At 68.1% G+C, this 20,407-nt stretch carries 13 protein-coding genes; 5 read left to right on the plus strand and 8 right to left on the minus strand.

Annotation, left to right across the window (positions count from 1 at the left end):
- Window positions 1-200: 200 nt before the first annotated feature.
- From FSB78_RS08785 to dacB, 4 genes are read left to right on the plus strand one after another with little or no spacing between them, the layout of a single operon-like run.
- Window positions 201-2,567 carry a penicillin acylase family protein gene (locus tag FSB78_RS08785; protein ID WP_147081918.1) on the plus strand — a complete coding sequence of 789 codons (2,367 nt, stop codon included), beginning with the start codon at window positions 201-203 and terminating at the stop codon, window positions 2,565-2,567.
- A complete protein-coding gene (locus tag FSB78_RS08790) occupies window positions 2,564-4,156 on the plus strand; it encodes an N-acyl-D-amino-acid deacylase family protein (protein WP_147081920.1) in 1,593 nt (530 codons plus the stop codon). The genes FSB78_RS08785 and FSB78_RS08790 overlap by 4 nt, the downstream gene beginning before the upstream one ends.
- Window positions 4,157-4,199: 43 nt before the next feature.
- The gene (locus FSB78_RS08795; protein ID WP_147081922.1) at window positions 4,200-5,084 is read left to right on the plus strand and encodes a LysR family transcriptional regulator; all 885 of its coding nucleotides are present in this window, start codon (window positions 4,200-4,202) and stop codon (window positions 5,082-5,084) included.
- A complete protein-coding gene (gene dacB, locus FSB78_RS08800) occupies window positions 5,084-6,481 on the plus strand; it encodes a D-alanyl-D-alanine carboxypeptidase/D-alanyl-D-alanine endopeptidase (protein ID WP_199743143.1) in 1,398 nt (465 codons plus the stop codon). The genes FSB78_RS08795 and dacB overlap by 1 nt, the downstream gene beginning before the upstream one ends.
- Here the strand turns inward: dacB and FSB78_RS08805 are convergent.
- From FSB78_RS08805 to FSB78_RS08825, 5 genes are all read right to left on the minus strand, one after another.
- Window positions 6,478-7,494, minus strand: a complete 1,017-nt coding sequence (locus FSB78_RS08805) for a serine hydrolase domain-containing protein (RefSeq protein ID WP_147081926.1) — start codon at window positions 7,492-7,494, stop codon at window positions 6,478-6,480. The two genes, dacB and FSB78_RS08805, sit on opposite strands and share 4 nt — an antisense overlap.
- Entirely contained in the window at window positions 7,491-9,008 is a 1,518-nt protein-coding gene (locus FSB78_RS08810) for an MFS transporter (RefSeq protein WP_242008139.1), read from the minus strand. Before FSB78_RS08810 ends, FSB78_RS08805 begins: the two co-directional genes overlap by 4 nt.
- Window positions 9,009-9,067: 59 nt before the next feature.
- Entirely contained in the window at window positions 9,068-11,038 is a 1,971-nt protein-coding gene (locus FSB78_RS08815; RefSeq protein WP_147081928.1) for a putative bifunctional diguanylate cyclase/phosphodiesterase, read from the minus strand.
- A 149-nt stretch (window positions 11,039-11,187) separates the two neighbouring features.
- Window positions 11,188-12,195: a zinc-dependent alcohol dehydrogenase family protein gene (locus tag FSB78_RS08820; RefSeq protein WP_147081930.1), complete on the minus strand. Its 1,008-nt coding sequence runs from the start codon at window positions 12,193-12,195 to the stop codon at window positions 11,188-11,190.
- 169 nt (window positions 12,196-12,364) lie between these two features.
- Entirely contained in the window at window positions 12,365-12,634 is a 270-nt protein-coding gene (locus FSB78_RS08825) for a GlsB/YeaQ/YmgE family stress response membrane protein (RefSeq protein WP_147081933.1), read from the minus strand.
- A 172-nt stretch (window positions 12,635-12,806) separates the two neighbouring features.
- Between FSB78_RS08825 and FSB78_RS08830 the strand changes: the two genes are divergently transcribed.
- Complete coding sequence (locus tag FSB78_RS08830; RefSeq protein ID WP_147081935.1) at window positions 12,807-14,276, plus strand: helix-turn-helix transcriptional regulator; 1,470 nt, start codon at window positions 12,807-12,809, stop codon at window positions 14,274-14,276.
- A 16-nt stretch (window positions 14,277-14,292) separates the two neighbouring features.
- Here the strand turns inward: FSB78_RS08830 and FSB78_RS08835 are convergent, their stop codons facing one another.
- The 3 genes from FSB78_RS08835 to FSB78_RS08845 form a co-directional block, all read right to left on the minus strand.
- Complete coding sequence (locus FSB78_RS08835) at window positions 14,293-15,582, minus strand: MFS transporter (RefSeq protein ID WP_242008417.1); 1,290 nt, start codon at window positions 15,580-15,582, stop codon at window positions 14,293-14,295.
- Entirely contained in the window at window positions 15,576-16,787 is a 1,212-nt protein-coding gene (gene manD / locus FSB78_RS08840) for a D-mannonate dehydratase ManD (RefSeq protein ID WP_147081937.1), read from the minus strand. The genes FSB78_RS08835 and manD overlap by 7 nt, the downstream gene beginning before the upstream one ends.
- Before the next feature lie 132 nt (window positions 16,788-16,919).
- Complete coding sequence (locus FSB78_RS08845) at window positions 16,920-20,105, minus strand: TonB-dependent receptor (RefSeq protein WP_242008140.1); 3,186 nt, start codon at window positions 20,103-20,105, stop codon at window positions 16,920-16,922.
- Window positions 20,106-20,407 lie beyond the last annotated feature (302 nt).

Here is a 20,407-nt window from a genome sequence, read left to right on the forward strand (position 1 = left end):
CAAGGCCAACCGGTCGTCCTTCGCTTCATCGAACCATAACCGTGGCATATAGGCCGCAGCGCCCGGTCTTGCCCTATGATAGGCGCGAACACTGGCCATGCCGACACCGCCATGCCGGCACCGATGTCGGCACCGATGTCGGCGATGAGCGACTGGCGCGCGGCCGGCACCGACGCCGGCCACAGCAGGGGACATCGTCCATGATCGATCGCCGCTCATTCCTCCACGGCTCGGTCGCGACTCTCGCGCTGGCGCCTGCCGCCATTGCGAAAAGCGCGACCACCGCGGTGCACAAGGACCTTGCCGGACTTACCGCTCCGATCGAGATCGTCGATGACATCTACGGCATCCCGCACATCCGCGCCGCATCGATCCCGGACGCGTTCTTCGGCCAAGGCTATGTCGTCGCGCGCGACCGGCTGTTCCAGATCGACCTGTCGCACCGCCGCGAACTCGGCCGGCTCGCCGAGGCGTTCGGATCCGATTTCGTCAAGCACGACGCGGTCGCGAAGCTGTTCCATTACCGCGGCGATCTCGACGCCGAACTCCGCCGCATCCCCGCCGATGTGCTCGCCTGCGCGCGGTCCTATGTCGCGGGGATCAATGCGCGGATCGACGAACTCGTCGCCGACCCGTCGCTGCTGCCGCTCGAATACGGCATCCTCGGCGTCACCCCGATCAAATGGGACGTGCGCACCTTCGTCCTCGCGCGCGGCGCCTCGATCGGCAACGCCGACGACGAGGTGCGGCGCGCGCAGTTGGCAGCACTCGGCCTGCTCGATCTCGACGCGGTGGTCGCGCCGCTGCGCCCCGCCTGGACGATGACCGTGCCCCCCGGGCTCGACGTCGCCGCGGTGTCCGACGCAGACCTGGGCGTGCTGCGTCAGGGCGGACTGCCGTTCGGCCCGGGCACGCCGACGCTCGAGCCTTCAGAGACTCCGGTCGAACGCGCCAATGCCGGCAGCAATGCCTGGACGATCGCACCGAGCCGCAGCGCAACGGGCCGGCCGATCCTCGCCAACGATCCGCATCTCGGCATCGGCGGCTGGGGCCCGCGCCACGTCGCGCACCTGACCGCGCCGGGGCTCGACGTGATGGGCGGCGGCGCACCCGGACTGCCGGGGATCATGCAGGGCCATACCGACCGCTTCGCATTCGGCCGGACCAACTTCCACATTGACCAGGAGGACCTGTTCGTCCTCGAACTCGATCCCGCCGACCCCGAACGCTACCGCCACGCCGGCGGCTGGAAGCGCTTCACGCGGATCGAGGCGCCGATCGCCGTCAAGGACGGCCCCGCACAATCCGCGACGCTGCGCTACAGCGTGCAGGGCCCGGTGATCTCGCACGATCCGGCCCGCCACCGCGCCACCGTGCTCGGCTCGATCGCGATGCAGCCCGGCGGCGGTGGTTCCTTCTCGATGATCGCGATCAATCTCGCGCGCGACTGGACCTCGCTGCGCCAGGCGTTCCGGCTCCACCCATCGCCCACCAACTTCCATTATGCCGATATCGACGGCAACACCGGCTGGCAGGTGATCGGCTTCGCCCCCATCCGAAAGACCGGTGTCGGCCTGCTGCCCGTGCCGGGCGACGGGCGATACGACTGGACCGGGATGCGCGACTTCGCGTCGCTGCCGAGCGAGTACAACCCGAAGAAAGGCTGGTTCGCGTCGGCCAACCAGAACAACCTGCCGACCGACTGGCCGCGCGATCGGATCACCGCCTTCTCGTTCCGCGATCCCTATCGCTACGACCGGATCGCCGACGTCCTCACGACGCAACCGCGCCACGCTCTGACCGACAGCGTTGCGCTCCAGCACGACACGCTATCGACGCCCGCCCGCCAGCTGCTCGCGCTGCTGCCGAAGCGCGCGTCCGATGCCGGCAATATGCTCCGCGGCTGGAACGGCCATATCGACGCCGACAGCGCCCCCGCCGCGCTGTTCGAGATCCTGTGGCGCGACCTGGGCGAGCGCATGCTCGCCGCGATCGTGCCCGAACGCGCACAGGCGCTCGTCACCGAGATCGCACCGTCGGTTCTGCTGGGCCTGCTCGCGCATCCCGACAAGCGGCTCGGCAGCGATCCCGCCGCGGCGCGCGACGCAATGCTGGACGCCGCGATGCTGTCGGCCTGGGCATCGGCAAAAACGCTACTCGGCCCCGATCCTGCCAAATGGCGCTGGGGCACGCTGCACCAGGTCCGCATCGCGCATCCGCTGTCGCGCGTCCCCGCGATCGCCGCCGCCTTCCCCCCGATCGGGGGCGAGGGCACCGGTGGCGATAGCTACACCGTGATGGCGCGCTGGCTCGGCAGCGGGCCGAGCTGGAAGGCGAGCGGCGGCGCCAGCTACCTGCAGGTCATCGACGTCGGCGCCTGGGACAAGTCGCTAATGCTCAACCTGCCCGGCCAGTCGAACGATCCGCGCTCGCCACATTACCGCGATCAATACGCCCCCTGGATCGCCGGCCGGATGCACCCGATGCTCTTCAGCCGCGCCGCGGTCGATGCCAATGTCGCGGAGCGTACCGCGCTCGACCCAGGCCGGACAAGGAACCGCCGATGAACCGTCTCGTCCTGTCCACGCTGGCGCTCGCGCTCGCCGGTCCCGCAGCAGCGGCCTCACGCGTCGACGTCGTGATCCGCGGTGGCACGATCTATTCGGGCGCCGACGCCGCACCGATTACCGGCGACGTCGAGATCAGCGGCGACCGCATCGTCTATGTCGGCCCGACCCGCCGCACGCCCGCGGTCCGCGTGATCGACGCGAAGGGCCAGATCGTCGCGCCCGGCTTCATCGACGCGCATACTCACCCAGACACCTATATCCGCTCGGCCGACGCGACTGAACGGCTCAACCTGCCCTGGCTCGCACAGGGCGTCTCGACGATCGTGATGGGTGTCGACGGCGGCGGCACCCCCGATGTCGCCGCCGACGCCAAGACACTGACCGCGGCGAAGGTCGGCACCAACCTCGTGCCCTTCGTCGGCTTCGGCGCGATCCGGTCGCGCGTGATCGGCCAGGACGACCGTGCACCCACCCCCGCCGAACTCGCGCAGGAACAGGCCCTCGCCGCAAAGGGCATGTGCGAAGGCGCCTACGGCCTCTCCACTGGCCTGTTCTACGCGCCGCAGAGCTACGCCAAGACCGACGAGGTCATCGCCGTCGCGCGCGAGGCGGGCAGTCGTGGCGGGATGTACGACACCCACCAGCGCGACGAATCCAACTACACGATCGGCCTGCTCGGCTCGACCAAGGAAGCGATCGAGATCGGCCGCGCGGCGAAGATGCCGGTCCATTTCGCGCACCTGAAAGCGCTCGGCGTCGACCTGCAGGGCCAGGCACCGCAGCTGATCGCGACGATCGCCACCGCGCGCGCAGCAGGGCAGGACGTCACCGCCGACCAATATCCCTGGCTCGCCTCGGGCTCCAGCGTCGACGCGTCCTTGCTCCCCCGCTGGGCGAGCAACGGCGGCTATGCCAAGCTGATCGCACGGTTCGACGATCCCGCGACGCTGGTCCGGATCAAGCGCGAGATGGTCGAGAATCTACGCCGCCGCGGCGGCAAGGAATCGATCCTGCTGACCAGCGCCGACCAGCCCTGGACCGGCAAGACGCTCGGCCAGATGGCAACGCAGTGGAAGATCGATCCCGTCGACGCCGCGATCCGCATCCTGCGCGTCGCCAACCCCGAGGGCACCGGCCCCGCCGGCGTCGGCATCGCCAGCTTCAACATGGCCGACCGCGACGTCGACCTGCTGATGCAGCAGCCCTGGATCGTCACCAGCTCGGACGGATCGGACGGCCATCCGCGCCAATACGCGACCTTCCCGCGCAAATATCAGACCTATGTCCGCGAGCGGAAGGTCATCACGCTGCGCGACTTCGTCCGCCGCTCGACCGGGCTGACCGCCGACATCTACCGCATCGACCATCGCGGCTATCTGCGCGCCGGCTATTTCGCCGACGTCGTCGTCTTCGATCCCGTCAAATACGCGCCCCGCGCCGATTATATCCACCCGCGCGTCCCCAGCGTCGGCGTCTCCGCGCTGCTCGTGAACGGCCAACTCGCGCTCGCGAACGGCGTGACCACCGGCGCCGCATCGGGCCGCGTGCTGCTGCGGCCGACTCCGGCAGGCTGCCCGGCGTCTTGAGCCGCACCTTGACCCGACACCCGGGCGTGGCCGACACGGTCGCATGAACCTGCGGCACATCGAGATTTTCCACGCGGTCTATGTCAACGGATCGGTCAGTGCCGCGGCGCGCGCGCTGAACATCTCGCAGCCTTCGGTCTCCAAGACGTTGCGTCATGCGGAGTCGCTGCTCGGCTTCGAACTGTTCCAGCGCAGCAACAGCCGCTTGGTCCCCACCGAAGACGCGCACGCGCTGTTCGATTCGGTCGCCGGCATCCAGGACCGGGTCCGCGGCCTGCGCGAGGCGGTCCGCAACCGCCGCGCCGGCGCGGGCACGACGCTGCGGATTTCGGCCTTGCCCAGCCTGGCACTCGGCGCGCTGCCGACCGCAGCGGCGCGGTTCATGGCGCTGCGTCCCGACGTCCGTTTCGACCTGCAGACGGTCCATCACGACGATCTGCTGCGGAAACTCTACGAACGCGAGACCGACATAGCGATCGCCGCCGAGGTCCCGCGCGGCGCCCCGCTCGGCCAGATCTGGCTCGGCGAGGGCGAACTCGTCGTGCTCTACCGCGACGCCGACATGCCCGACGCCCCGTCGCGGGTCGAACTCACCTGCCTCGCCGACCGGCCCTTCATCACCCCCGCGGCGAGCGGCCCGATCGGACAGATGTTCACCACCGAACTCGCGCGTCTCGCGCTCGAGCTCGACGAGGTCGCGTCGGCGCGCACCTTCTACATCGCCGCCGCCTTGGTCCGCGCCGGCGTCGGCCTCAGCGTCGTCGACAATTTCACCGCCGAAGCGTCGATGGCGCCCGGTCTCGCGATGCGCTCGCTCAAGCCGCCGCTGACCTTCGACGTGCACGCGATGCATTTGCTCGACCGTCCGCCCAGCGCGCTCGCGACCGAATTTCTGTCCCTCCTCAGCGACGTGATCGAGGCCCCGTGATGCGCACGCTTCTCCCCCTCCTGCCCCCTCTCCTGCTCATCGCCGCAGCCCCTGCGGACCCGGCGGTCGAGGCTGCGTTGGCCAGCGCCGGACCCGGCACGCGGATCGGGCTCGTCGTCACCGACGAGCAGGGCCAGGAGATCGTCGCGATCCGCCCCGACGACCGTTTCGTCCCCGCGTCGAACACCAAGATGTTCACGACCGCCGCGGCGTTCGCGCTGCTCGACACGCAGGCACCCGATGGCGGCGGCGGCGCGACCGTCCGACTGGAGGGGCGCGACGTCGTGCTCGCGGGCCACGGCGACGCGCGGCTGTCGAGCGCGCCGGACTGCGCCACCGACTGCCTCATCGACCTCGCCCGCGCGGTCGCGGCCCGCACACGTATCGTCCATGACGTGATCGGCGACGACAGCGCCTTTCCCGACGAACGCTGGCCGCAGGGGATGAGCTGGAACAACATTCCAAGCCGCTACGGCACCGCGATCTCCGCGCTGACGATCGACGACAACGTCACGACGATCGCCATCAAGCCCGGCCCGGTGGTAACAGGCGACGGCTACTACCGGATCGACAACCGCGTCGTAACCGGCGGCACCAAGCCGGCGCTCGGCTTCACGCGCGCGCCCAACGACCGCGTCGTACAGGTCACCGGAACGGTCCCCCCCGGTGCGTCCGAAACGCTGACGATCGCGATCGACGACCCCGCGCACCGCGCGGCGTGGCGCCTCGCCGCGATACTGCGCGACCTCGGCGTCCGCGTCACCGGCACGATCGGCGTCCGACACCGCGCGCCCTCGCCCTCGGACGATCCCGCGACGCGCGGCGCCGCCCCAGCCGCGCGTCCGCCCGAACCGTCGGTGCTGGCACGGCTCGCGCCCCCACCTCTCGCCGCCGACCTGCGCGTCACCAACAAGGTGAGCCAGAACCTCCACGCCGAACTGCTGCTCCGCCGGATCGGCGCGCTCGCGGGCACCGGCTCGGTCGCCGACGGCCAGCGCGCGGTCCGCACGATGCTCGACGGCGCCGGCGTCGATCGCTGGTCCTACGATTTCGCCGACGGCGCGGGCATGTCGAACTACAACCGCCTCACCCCGCGCGCGGCAGTCCGGTTCCTGCGCTGGACGCAAACCCAGCCCTGGGGCGCCGCCTGGCGCGAGACGCTGCCCGTCGGCGGGGTCGACGGCACCGTCGCGCGCCGTTTCGGCGGCACCGCGCTCAACGGCAAGCTCTTCGCCAAGACCGGCACGATCAACGCCGCCAACGCGCTCTCCGGGTTCCTGATCGCCGCCAGCGGCCGCACGCTCACCTTCTCCGCGCTCGCCAACGATATGCCCGGCGACGCCTCGGCGACGGCGGCGGTCGACAAGGCGCTGCTAGCGGTCGCTGCGGCGAACTAGCCCGCGTCGAACGCCGCGATCAGCGCATCCCCCGTCGCCGGCCGCAGCGTGAAGATCCCGCTGTCGAAATGCCGCGTCGGATGCACCCGGTTGGTCAGCAGCGTCCACGCCACGCCGCGCTCAAAATCGACCCAAAGCCCGGTCCCAGTAAAGCCGGTATGCCCGATCGTCGTCGGCGAACACGCCTGCCCGCCCGACCAGCCGGGAAACTGGATCTCCCACCCCGCGGTCCGGTGCCCCTCCACCGGGGTCCGGATCGCCTCGAGCATCGCAGCCGACGCGCCGCTCCCGTCGAGCAGCCCCTGCGCAAAGCCCAGCACACCCTCGACCGTCCCGAACAACCCGGCATGCCCGGTCCGCCCGCCCATCGCCGAGCAATTCTCGTCATGCACCTCGCCCTTCAAGACGCGCCCGCGCCACTGGCAGAATTCGGTCGCGACCGCAGGCCCCGGCGGCGGGCCCCAGCTCAACCCCTCGCCCAGCGGCAGCGCATCGAGTGGTGCGCCCGTCAGCCGCTCGACCGCGATGCCGAGCAGGATGAAGTTGATGTCCGAATAGACCGCCGGCCCGTGCTTCCATTCGCGCTGCAGCACGAACGCGCGCAGCCGCGCCGGGTCGTCGCCATAGGTATAGATCGGCTCGACCGCGGGCAGGAACGTCCGGTGCACCAGGCAGTCGCGGAACGTCAGCCGCCGCTCGGGCGCGTTCGCCACGTCATATTGCCGCAGGTCGGGGATCGCATCGGTCAGCGGCCGGTCGAGATCGATCCGCCCCTCGTCCGCCAGTTGCAGCACGAAGCTGGTGGTCGCCATCACCTTGCTGACAGACGCCAGGTCGAACCAGTGACCTGCGGTCAGCGGTTCGGGGGTCGGCACCGTCTGCGCCTTCCCCACGACGCGAACCGCCCGCATACCGTCCGCGGTGACGATACCCAGCACCGCACCGGGTATCCGCCCTTGCGCGACCGCGTCCGCGGCGGGTGCAAAGGCAGCGTCGGCGATACGGTCGATCATGAGTCCTCCTTCCGCGGCACGATCCGCGACAGCGCGGGCACGAACAGGATCGCGGCCAGGCTCAGCACCCCCGACAGCAGGAAGAACCCGTCATAGCCGATCGCGCCGACCATCGCTCCGCCCGCCCCCGCCAGCAGCCGCGGCAACAGGAACGCGAACCCGGTCAGGAACGCATACTGCGCCCCCGGATAGCGCGGGTTCACCAGCATCGAGAGGTAGACGACGAACACCGCGCCCGCAAAACCGTTGCCGAACTGATCGCCCGCGGTCGCCACATAGAGGATCGCTTCGTCCACGCGCTGGTGCGCCAGCCAGACGAATCCGAAATTGCCGAGCGCCGCGACCACCGCGCCGATCGTCAGCGTCCACGCCATCGGCCAGCGCGTCACCAGGAACCCGCCGAGCCCGACCCCGATCATGCTCGCCGCCAGCGCGACCAAGCTGTCGGCGCGCCCGATCTGGCTCAGCGAATAGCCGAGCCCCTTGATCATCGGCTTGGACAGGTTGAGCGCGAGCACGTCGCCCATCCGGTAGAGCGAGACGAACACCATCAGCAGGATCGCGCCGTAACTATAGCGCCAGAAGAAATCGACATAGGGTCCGAGCACCGTCGAGGTCCGGATCCCCGCATCCGCCGGCGCACGGCGGATCCGCGGCAGCATCACCGCCATCGCGACGAACGGCAGCATGCACAGCCCCAGCACCCAGGGCGTGACGTTGCTGTTCGCGTCGATCCCCGCGCGCGCGGCGACGTCGAGCACGACCCATCCGACCGCCGCAGTCACGGCGCACGCCAGCGCGAGGATGACGACGCTCGCGACCAGTCCCGTCACCAACGCCGAGGTTCGCCCCCCGCTCCGTGCCGGCTCGTGCGACCGCATCGCCACAAGGATCGGGAACGGTAGGAACGCCGCTGCCGCGATCAGCAGGTAGGCGAACGCCCAGCCGCCGCTGTCCGCGATCAACAGCGCGCCGCTGCCCGCCGCGACCATCGCACTGCGATACCCCCAAAGGTTGGCGGCGACGATCGGCCCCTGCTGGTCCTGCGTCGGATAGAGCTCGATACGCCACGCGTCCGCCGCGATCTCGAGCGTCGTCGTCCAGAACGCCAGCAACACCGCGAACAACGCCGTGACCGCCAGGCTAGCGTCGGTCGACGTCGCCGCCATCGCGATCATCGCGGTGAAGATGCCCAGCTGCGCCAGCATGATCCACCCGCGCCGCCGGCCCCAGTACCGCCCGAAGCCGGGAATGTCGTAGCGATCGAGCAACGGCGCCCAGACGAACTTCAACGTCGGCAGCAACTGCACCCAGGCGAAGAACCCCAGCACCGTCAGCGCGACGCCGTGCGCCTGCAACCGCAGCGCCAGCACGGTCGAGAACATGTAGAAGGGCAGCCCCGCCGCAAAGCCCAGCAGCCCGTACAGCAACATCCCCCGCCGGTCGGCCACCGGTCGGCCCTCGTGCGTCGGACTCTCGGCGATCCCGGGAACGTCGGTCGAAAATGCGGTCATGCTTGCTCCGAAGGATCGCGCGAGCGTCCGTCGAACGCGCCCGCCAGTCAACCCGAGCGTTACCCGCGGTTATACCCCCTGAACCTGCCCGGTCCATCGACGGCGAAGATCGCGCCGACGTCCTGCGCGCTCATCGGCCGGCCCATCAGATAGCCCTGCGCTTCCCGACAGCCCAGCGCATGCAGCGTATCGCGTACCGATGTCGTTTCGACCCCTTCCGCGACCACGCTCAGTCTCAGGCTTTCGGCCAGCCGGATGATCGCGGACACCATGCGGTACGCGGCCTCGTCGGTATCGACGTTGACGACGAACGAGCGGTCGATCTTGAGCTTGTCGAACGGCATCATCCGCAGATGCTGGATCGACGAGAAGCCGGTGCCGAAATCGTCCAGCGCCAGCGATATGCCCTGGTTCTTGAGCGACTCGATGCTCCGCTGGGCCGCTGCGGGGTCGGAAATCAGCGCGTTTTCGGTGATCTCCAGGCTGATGCGGCGTGCCGGAAATCCCTGTTGCGCCAGCACGGCGAGGATCTTCTCTGACAGCCAGCGATCGCGGAACTGGATCGGCGACACGTTGATCGCGATCGTCAGCTCGGACGGCCAGCTCCGCGCATCGACGCACACCTGGCTGAGCAGCTTGAGCATCAGCTCGCCGATCAGCCCGCATTCCTCGACGATCGGGATGAAGTCGCCGGGAAGGACCGTCGTGCCGTCGGCACGGGTCCAGCGCGCGAGCATCTCGAAGCCGACGATCCGCCCCGACGCCAGATTGACGATCGGCTGGTAATAGGGGCGGAAGGCATCGGTGCCGACATCGGCGCGCATCTCGCTCTCCAGCACCGCGCGCGCGGCGAGCGCATCGCGCATGCTCCGCTCGAAGAAGCGATACCGCGATCGCCCCATCCGCTTCGCGTCGTACATCGCGATGTCGGCATGCTGGATCAGCGCCTCGCGGCTCGACGCGTCGGAGGGGAAGCGGGATATCCCGATGCTGGCACTGATGTGGTGCGAGAACCGGTCGATCGCGAACGGCGCCGCCAGGTCGCTGACCAGCCGATCCGCCATCGCGATCGCCAGCCCGTGGCCGTTACCGCCCAGGTCGAGCGTGACCGCGAATTCGTCGCCACCCAGGCGATAGGCTTGCCCGGCCGGCTCGACCAGTGCGCCGAGCCGCGTCGCGACCGCTTCGAGCAAGCGGTCGCCCGCACCATGGCCATAGGCGTCGTTGACGCCCTTGAACCGGTCGAGGTCGAGCAGGAACAGGTACAGCTGCGTCCGCGACCCGCGGCGTTCCAGCACGGTATCGAGATGCTCGATGAGCGCGCGCCGGTTCGCGAGTCCGGTCAGCGGGTCGCGATAGGCGAGGTCCTGCGCGACCAGTTCGGCGGCGCGGGCGCGCTCCTGCTCGGCCAGCATGCTCGTCCGCGACTCCAGCACCTGCCTGAAGCTCGCATAGTTGGTCGACAGCGTGCGCAGGATCAGCAACGCCACGATCAGGAAATTGGCGCCGACGCTGAACAGCGACCAGTCCGCTGCGACGAACAGCCGGACGGTGACCGGCATCACGCCGAACAGCAGCACCAGATATCCCGCGACCGGCAGCGCCTGCAGGCAGAAGCAGCAGCTGATCGCCCCGACGAACACGTAGAGCGCGATCGACACGCTGCGGATCGGCTCGGCTTCCGAAAAGAGCAGCGATCCCCAGGCGCCGAAGATGATGCTCAGCACGCCCGCCGTCACGATCGTGCCGCGCAGGTAGCGTCGGATCGCCTGCGGAGTCGCGAGCACCGACCGGCGGCGCAACCACAGCACCGCGCGCCCGATGATTGCGAGCGACAGCAGGATCGGGACGCCGAAGCTCATCCCCCAGGGCACGTCGCGGAAGGTCTCGATGCCCAGGAACAGGACGTTGATGAACATCAGCGCGTACATCAGCGGGATCTGGCGCCGCAGTGCGCCATATTGCTCGAGCAGGAACTCGTCCGATGCCGGCACCCCACGAGATCTCAAAGCAGACAGCAACGCGACCATGTCGTTCTTCCTCGGTGCCCTGCGATAACGCCGAGTCGTTCACAACCTATGTATGTCTGGCATCAGCCTATATCCCCAGCTGGGACGCGCATTCTGCCCGTCGCCATGCCCTGCGGCGGCCCGACGGGTACGCGTCGGTCCACGCGGGGTTACCAGGCGATCCCGATCTTGCCGAAATGCGCGCCGCTCATCTGCATCCGGAACGCGTCGGCAAGGTCTTCGAGCGGATAGCGCAGGTCGATCACCGGCTTGATCAGGCCACGGTCGAGCGCACGGACGAAATCCTGCTGCGCGCGGCGGCTTCCGACGATCAGACCCTGCAGCCGGGCCTGACGCGCCATCAGCGCCGCGGTCGGCACCTCGCCGCTCGCGCCGGTCAGCACACCGATCAGCGAGATGTGGCCGCCCACCCGCACGGCCTCGATCGACTGGGCTAGCGTTGCCGGGCCGCCGACCTCGACGACGTGATCGACCCCGCGCCCGCCGGTCCAGTCGCGCACGACCCGGCCCCATTCGGGCTGGTCGCGGTAATTCACCGTGAAGTCCGCGCCCATCGTGCGGGCGCGCTCGAGCTTTTCGTCGGAGGACGAGGTCAGGATGACGGTCGCGCCCATCGCCTTGGCGATCTGCAGAGCCCAGATCGACACGCCGCCGGTGCCGAGCAACAGTACCGTGTCGCCCGCCTTCAGCTTGCCGTCGACGACCAGCGCACGCCACGCGGTCAGGCCCGCGGTCGTGATCGCCGCCGCCTCGACCGCGTCGAAGCCCTTGGGTGCGAGCGTGAACGCGGTTGCGGGCCGTACGACGAACGCCTGCGCGAACCCGTCGATGCCGTCGCCCGGGGTGCCGGAGAAGTCGCCGATCGTCGGCGTGCCGTCCTGCCAGCCGGGGAAGAAGCACGACACGACCATGTCGCCCGGTGTGAAATCGGTTACGCCCTCACCCACCGCTTCGACGATCCCCGCGCCGTCTGCCAGCGGCACGCGGCCATCGGCGGTCGGCATCTTGCCGAGCACGACCCCAAGGTCATGGTAGTTCAGCGTACTGCCGTGCAACGCGACGCGGATCTCGCCCGGGCCGGGTTGACCGGGGTCCGGACGGACCGTGACGGACAGGCGGTCGAGGCCGCCGGGCGATTGCAACGCGATGATCTTCATGGCCGATTCCCGAATATGTTCGATCAGCCGAACGCATCAGGGCCGGATATGCCCTGCCGGCCAGCAACAACGCCCCGTTCTGGACGGTTCGTTGCAGCTGGCCGGTCAGGATCGTCTTCGTCTGGGGCGACGACGCAAACCGCGTCGCCGCCCTGTCGTCGGGTCGGTTTTAGCGAACCGTCCCGCGACGAACCATGTTGACGATAGCGAGCAGGATCACCGCACCGACCAGCGAGATCAGGATCGACTGAATGTTGAGCGCGCCGTCCATGATCGATGCGCCACCGATCAGCGGCGTGATGATGAAGCCGGCGAGCAGCGCACCGACGATACCGACGACGATGTTCAGCAAGATGCCCTGCTGTGCGTCGGTCCGCATGATCATGCTGGCGACCCAGCCGATGAGACCGCCGACGATGAGAAGGATGATGAGGTTCATGATAATACTCCAGAGCAGACTTGCTACGCTGGATTAAACCCCTGCCCTGCGCATTCGGTTCAGTTCCGTACCAATCGCGCACCCGCCAATCATGGTGCATGCGCACTGCCTGGATTGGTATTTCCGGGCCGTTGCGGACGGAACCACAAGGCCGGTCCGACGCTGGTGCGGGATGACCAAGCCTTCGAAAAAGCCGCTGCACGCGCCAACGCTGCATCATCTCGACCAGCTGATGGCAGGCTTGCTGGAGGGCGTGATCCTGATCGATCCGACCGGCGTCATCCTCAGCGCCAACCCCGCCGCGCTCGAGATGCACGGCGTTGCGAAGCTGGAGGATCTCGGCGAGACCGCCGACGACTATGTGGCCCGCTTCTCGCTGCGCTACCGCGACCATCGCCGCCTGCCGCGTCGCGACTATCCGTTGCTGCGCCTGCTCGCGGGCGAGAGCTTTCCCGACCTGATCGTCGAGGTCGCGCCCGCGAACGCCGACGAGCCGCGCTGGGTACACCAGGTCCGCGACATCGTGATGGACGAGGATGGCGGCGAACCCGACTGCCTGGGCCTCGTCATCAACGACGTCTCCGAACGCTTCGATGCCGAGGACCGGTTCGAGGCGATGTTCCACGCCAACCCCGCCCCGGCGCTGATCCTGCGCGTCGCCGACCAGCGCTTCGTGCTCGTCAACCAGGGGTTCCTCGACCTCTCGGGCTATGCCCGCGACGCCATCATCGGCCGCACCCTGCTTGACTTCGACTTTCTCGCGGAGGTCGATCGCAAGGCGTTCGTCCGGGACTGCGTCGCGCACGGCAAGGTCGTGCCCCAGCTCGAGGCCGAACTCCCGCTCGCAGGCGGCGACACCACGCTGGTGGTGCTGGCCGGCCAGCCGATCGAGGTCGCCAACCAGGACTGCCTGCTGTTCACCTTCGCCGATCTCGAACCGCGCCGCCGCGCCGAACGTGCGTTGCAGGACAGCGAGCGACATCTCGCATCGGTGTTCGAGATGGCGCCGGTGGCGATGGTCGTGACCGAAGGCGAGGACAACCGGATCACGCAGGTCAACGCCGCCTTCGAGACGCTGACCGGGTATGACGATGCCGCCGTGATCGGCCGCGTTGCCGACGACCTGCAGCTCTGGAACGACGCCGCGCAGCGCGAGGGTCTGGAACAGGAGATCGCCCAACGCGGCGGGTTCCGCGGGCACGACGTCCGCCTGCTCCATCGTAACGGTGACGCCGCGGATTGCCTCGTCTCCGCCGAGCGCATCAGCATGGACGGCGGCCCCTGCGTGCTGTGGCTGTACCAGGACATCTCGACGCGACGCCGCAGCGAACTGGAGCTCGTCGAGGCGATCGAGGCCGTCATGAAGGACGCGAACTGGCTCAGCCGCTCGATCATGGACAAGCTCGCGACGCTGCGGAACCCGAGGACCAGCAAGGACTCCCCCGCGACCGATCTGAGCAAACGCGAACGCGAGGTCCTCGAACTGATCTGCCAGGACCTGGACGACGCCGCGATCGCCGAGCGGCTGGGCCTGTCGCGCAACACCGTGCGCAACCACGTCGCCCGCCTCTACGCCAAGATCGGCGTCAACCGTCGCAGCGCCGCGGTGGTCTGGGCCCACGAACGCGGCGTCGGCGGCTGACCCGAGCCCCGAACCATCAGGCGAGGCGTTCCGGATCGACCGGGGTGTAGTGCGGTACGAGCAGGTGGATCACCAGCAGCGCGACGAGATACGCGCAACCGGCGACCGCGAAGATCGGACCATAGCTGCCGACCCCCGCCAGGATCGTGCCCGCGAACTTCGCCATCAGCATCCCGCCGCACGCGCCGGCAAGCCCGCCCAGACCGATCACCGATCCGCCCATGCCCCGCGGAAACAGGTCGCCGGGGATCGCATAGACGTTCGCGGAGAAGCCCTGGTGGCACGCGCACGCCAGCCCGATCGCCGCGACCGCCCACCACAGCCCGGGGGCCTGCGCGGCAAAGATGATCGGCAATGCGAACAACGCGCACACGAACAACGCCGTCTTGCGCGCCCGGTTTGGCGTCGCCCCCTTGCTGAGCAGCCGCGACGAGAACCAGCCGCCGGCCACCGATCCGACATCGGCCAGCACATACACCGCAACCAGCGGCGGGCCGAAATCGAGCATCTTCACGCCGTATTGCCGGTTGAAGAAATCGGGCAGCCAGAACAGGAACGTCCACCACACCGGATCGATCAGGAACCGCCCGAGCATATACGCCCAGGTCTGCCGCAACCGCAGCAGCGTGCGCCAGCGGACGGGCCTGGCGGGCGGCACCGGATCGGCCTCGATCCACGCCAGTTCCTCAGGAGTCACGCGGCGGTGCGCGCGTGGCGACCGATAGAAAGCGAGCCACGCCACCAACCAGATCACCGTCAGCGCGCCGGTCGCGACGAACGCCATCCGCCAGCCGAACGCCACCGCGATCGCCGGCACCAGCAGCGGCGTCAGGATCGCCCCGATGTTGGATCCTGCGTTGAAAATGCCGATCGCCAGCGCGCGCTCGCGTTGCGGAAACCATTCGTTGGTGGCGGCCAGCGCGGCAGGGAACGCGCCGGCCTCGCCGATCGCCAGCGGGATACGCGCGACGATCATCATCCCCGCGCTGGTGAACAAAGCGTGCGCGACATGGCCGACCGTCCACAACGTCACCGCGACCGCATAGCCGATCTTGGCCCCGACCCGGTCGACGAACCGGCCGAACAACACATAGGCAATGCCGTACGCTGCCTGGAATGCGATCGCGAGATCGGCATAGCCCTGCTCGCTCCAATCGTAGCGCGCCTGCAGTTCGGGCTTGAGCGTCGGCAGCACGAGCCGGTCGATGTAGCTGAGCGCCACCGCCGCGAACAGCAGCGCGCAGACGATCCAGCGGACTTTCCCGCGCGGCTTTTCCAGCGCGGCAGCGGCGTCCCCGGTCACCAGTTGCACAGCGTGCCATCCTCCAGTCGCGCGACCGGAAGATACGCGCGCTTATACTCGTACGTCGCCGCAAGGTCTTCGTCGATGTCGACCCCCAGCCCCGGCGCGTCGCCCGGATGCATCATGCCGTCGTCGAAGCTGTACGCATGCGGGAACACCGCATCGGTCTCTTCGGTATGCGGCATATGCTCCTGCACGCCGAAATTGGGCACCGACAGGCCGAAATGCAGCGCCGCCGCCATCGCCACCGGCGACAGGTCGGTCGCGCCGTGGCAACCGGTCCGCACCTGGTACAGGTCCGCGAGCGACGCGATCCGGCGCAGATGCGTGATCCCGCCCGCATGTACCACGGTCGCGCGGATATAGTCGATCAGCTGGTTCTGGATCAGGTCCTTGGCGTCCCAGATCGAATTGAACACCTCGCCCACCGCGATCGGCGTCGTGGTGTGGTGGCGGATCAGCTTGAACGCCTCCTGGTTCTCGGCGGGCGTCGGATCCTCGATCCAGAACAGATTGTACGGCTCGAGCGCCTTGCCCAGCCGCCCCGCCTCGATCGGCGTCAACCGGTGGTGGATGTCGTGCAGCAGGTGGACGTCCCACCCCATCGCCTCGCGCGCCGCCCTGAACAGCTCGGGGACGACGCGGAGGTATTTCTCGGTCGACCACACGCTCTCGCTCGGCAGGTCGGCGTCCGCAGGCTCGTAGCGCGCGCCGTGCTTGGCGACACCGTAGGTCGAGGCGAGCCCCGGCACGCCGCATTGCAGCCGGATCGCCTTGTAGCCCCTGGCCTGCTCGGCCCTGGCGACCGCGATCGTGTCCTCGATCGTCGTGCCGTTGGCGTGCGCATAGACCATGCACGCATCGCGCGCCGCGCCGCCCAGCAGCTGATAGACCGGCATGCCCGCAAGCTTGCCCTTGATGTCCCACAACGCGGTATCGACCGCGGCGATCGCCGCCATCGTCACCGGACCGCGCCGCCAATAGGCGCCCTTGTAGAGATACTGCCAGATATCCTCGATCCGGTGCGCGTCGCGCCCGATCAGGCACGGCACGACATGATCGCTCAGATAGCTCGCGACGCTCAGTTCGCGGCCGTTGAGCGTCGCGTCGCCGACACCCGTAGTCCCGTCGTCACAGGTGATCTTCAGCGTGACGAAATTGCGCCCCGGGCAGGTGACGATGACGCGGGCAGAGACGATCTTGGGCATCACAATTCCTTCGGGCGATGTCTTTTCGGGTCTCGGCTGCGCCAAGGCAACGCCGCACATGTGCCAATCGGACCGACCGTTCCACCGAAAGCCTGACGGGGCGGCCGGGTCAGGACCGCCCCGTCGGCTCGACTAGAAGGTGCCGCGGAGGCCGATCAGGAACTGGCGCCCCGGCTTGTACTGCGTGAACGTCGCGTTCTCGAACTGGAAGTACGACCGCAGCGTCGCGTTGGTGAAGTTCGCGACGTTGATCGTCAGCTGCGGCGCGTTCTTCACGCCGAGGATCTTGTCGAGATCGAACGACGACGAGAAGTCGTACGTCGTATAGTCGGTGCCGTACAACGCCGCCGCCGGAATGCCGTTCTGCGCCGCGCCGCTGTTCTGCGATCCGTCGCGCGACGTCGTCGACACCCGCAGCATCACGCCGTTCTTCTCGTAATAACCGGTGATGTTGTAGGTGAACGGCGCCACGCCGAACGCCTGTGCCGGGCCGTCGCTGCGCTGATCGACGATCGTCGCGTTCGCGTTGAAGCCGAACCCGGTCACGCCGATCATCTTGGTCAGGAAGTCGAGCGGCTGGACCCACTGGAATTCGAGGCCGTTGATCGTCAGCTTGTTGGGGACGTTGACCTGCGACGTGACCTGCACCTGCGCCGCGCCTGGGCCGCCGCGCGAGTTGATCGCGATCTGCTGCGTCGGGTTCAGCGTGTCGTACGTGATCCCGTACTGCGCCAGGTTCGAGAACGGCACCGTGCTGATGAAGGTGTTGGTAAAGCCCTCGATCGACTTGCGGAACGCGTTGAAGCTGACGACGCCTTCACGACCGGTATAATATTCGAACCCGAGGTCGAGATTGGTCGAGAGATAGGGCTCGAGCGCCGGATTGCCGATGTTCGCCTGATCGGCCGAGGGTGCGCCGAAGCTGACGCCGGGCAGCTGCGCGGACGGATCCGGACGTGTCATCGTGCGCGAACCCGCGACGCGGACCACGGCATGTTCGCTGACGTCGTAGGCGAACGTCGCGGCGGGCAGCCATTCCGAATATTCGTTGCGCGTCTGCACGATGTTCACGATGTTCGGGTAGCGGCTGCCATCCGGCAGCGACGCTCCCGTGCTCGTGGTGTTGCGCGGATCCGGCAACGAGACCCGACCGGTGATCGTCTGGATCGTGTTGACGTAGCGCAGGCCGATGTTGAAGCGCAGCAGGTTGCCACCGAGCTCCTGTTCGCCGTTCACCGTCGCGAAGGCCGACTTCACGACCTCGCGGATCGTGCCGCCGCTGGCCCCGGTGTTCGCGCCGCCGCTCTCGGGTGCGGAGTCGTGGAACAGCTTGTAGTTGCTGGCAGCGGCAAAGGCGGGCCAGTCGACGGTCACGAACCCGGCCGGGCCGGGCTTGAGATAGGTCGGCGCCGCCGCGTTGGGGATCAACGACCCGCCATAAGTGACCGGACCGGCCATGCCGGCGGTCGATCCGGTGCCATAGCCCGGATAGGTCGGGTAGCCGGCCGGCACTCGGCCCGGCGCGTTAAGGCCCTCGCACGGCGGCTGCGAGTTGGGCGACGCGACGAACACGCTGGGGTTGTTGCCGCAGACCGCATTCTGCCAGGCCTGGCTGTTGTCGAAGCCTTGGATTCGGCGAGATACGTCGTCGAACGCGCCGCCGACCTTCAGGTTGAGCGCCTTGCCGCCCCAGGTCAGGTCGCCGCGCGCGCCCTTGCTCGTGTTGAGCCGGCGTTCGTCCTGGATGTTCACGCGGCTGCCGGCGTTCCACCCGAAATTCTTCGGGTCGTTGAGGTCCAGCCCGCTCGTGATCGTCGGGATGCCGCTACCGGTGTTGCTATAGGTCACCGTGTTGCCGACGCCCAGCGGGGTGGTCAGGCCGACCGAGGGGCTTTCGCGGTGGAAGGTCGAGCGCGCGTAATTGCCCTGCAGGTTGAGCTTGAGCTTCTCCGAAATCTCCCATTCGCCACCGGGATTGATGCTGAACAGCTTCGTCGTCTCGGTATAGGGGCGGAATTCGTTGAAGAACTGCGCGTTGGCGAAGGTGCCGCCGGTGACGACGCAGCCGACCGTGCAATCCGCCTTGTCGAACGTCAGTTTGGTCGGGATGATCGCGCCGTTGCGGACGATCCACGCCATGTTCTCGCGGATGAGCTCGTTCTTCTTGTAGCCGTACAGGCCGTCGACATAGAAATGCAGCGTGTCGGTCGGCTGCCATTCGGCGCTGACGATCGCGTTGATGCGGTCGCGCGGGCCGCGGATGCTGGTCGTGCGCCCGAGCCGCGGCAACAGCGCGTTGTCGATCTGCTGGATCGTCGCACCCGGATTGTTCGCGAGCAGGAACGCGCTGGTGATCGGCGTCCCCGCCACCAGCCCCGCGCCCGCGCCCGCCGGGACCACCGCGGGGATCGTCCAGTTGCCGCCGCCGGTCGTGTTGCACCCCGACGCCGCACCACACTGCGCCGCGGTCAGCGCCGGATTGGTATAGCCGATCGTCTCGAACCCGCGCGTATCGGTGAACAGACGCTGTGCGGAGACACCCGCCAGGATACCGAACGTATCGTTCCGCCAGCTGCCAATGAGCGAGCCTCGGGCGCCGATCCGGTCCTCGGGCGACTGCTTGGTACCCTGGACGTTGTACGCCAGGAACCCGGTCGCGCGATCGAACGGCCGCGCCGACCGGAGATCGATGTTGCCGGCCGCGCCGCCCTCCAGCAGATCGGCGGTATAGCTCTTGTTGACCGTCAGCTTGGTGAACAGGTCGGTCGGGAAGAAGCTCAGGTCGACCGAGCGGTCGGTGCCCTGCGCGTCGGTCGCGCCCGACGAGGCGACGGCGATCGTCGCACCGTTGAGGGTCACGTTGGTGAAGTTCGATCCCAGCCCGCGGATCGCGACGTTCGTGCCCTCGCCGGTGACATCACGCGTGATGGTGATGCCGGGAATGCGGTTGAAGCTTTCGGCAATGTTGGTGTCGGGGAACTTGCCGATATCCTCGGCGAAGATCGAATCGGTGAACCCGGTCGACGCGCGCTTGGCGTCGGTCGACTTGGCCAGGCTCGAGCGATAGCCGGTAACGACGATGTCGGCATCGTCGGTGGCGTCGATCGTCCCCGGGACCTGGTCGGCGCCGGGCGAGGTCGAGGGCCCAGCGGCGGGGTCGATTGCGGCGGGGTTGGTTGCAGCGGGCGCGGAATCCTGAGCGACGGGCGGCGACGGGTCCTGCGTCGGCGGTATCGTCTGCGCCGTCGCCATCGTCGCGCACAGCGCTGCCATGGTCGTCGCGCACAACAGGGTCGCGCGGGTCAGGCGAGGTACCATTTTACAAGGTGTCATGATCAGGATCCTCTCTGGACCTCGCCGACGTTGCGGCGAGGGTGCGTTATTTTCGGTCGATGGGTCGGTATGTGCGTCAGGCTCCCGTGCGCCGAGCGCGCCGGTTCGATATGTACTGAAAGCTAAGGCGCCAAACCGTCCAACTCCCGACCCCGCTTGTCTTCAGCAAGCAATTGATAGCGGTACCTTAGGGCCGCTGGTCATCCAGTCAAGACCCTCCGGCATGGCCAATTCGCGCACTAAGGCATTACCGCTGCCCCTCTCGGTCAAGCCGCCATCGGCGCTTA

It is taken from the genome of Sphingomonas ginsenosidivorax, from assembly GCF_007995065.1.
GTDB lineage: Bacteria > Pseudomonadota > Alphaproteobacteria > Sphingomonadales > Sphingomonadaceae > Sphingomonas > Sphingomonas ginsenosidivorax.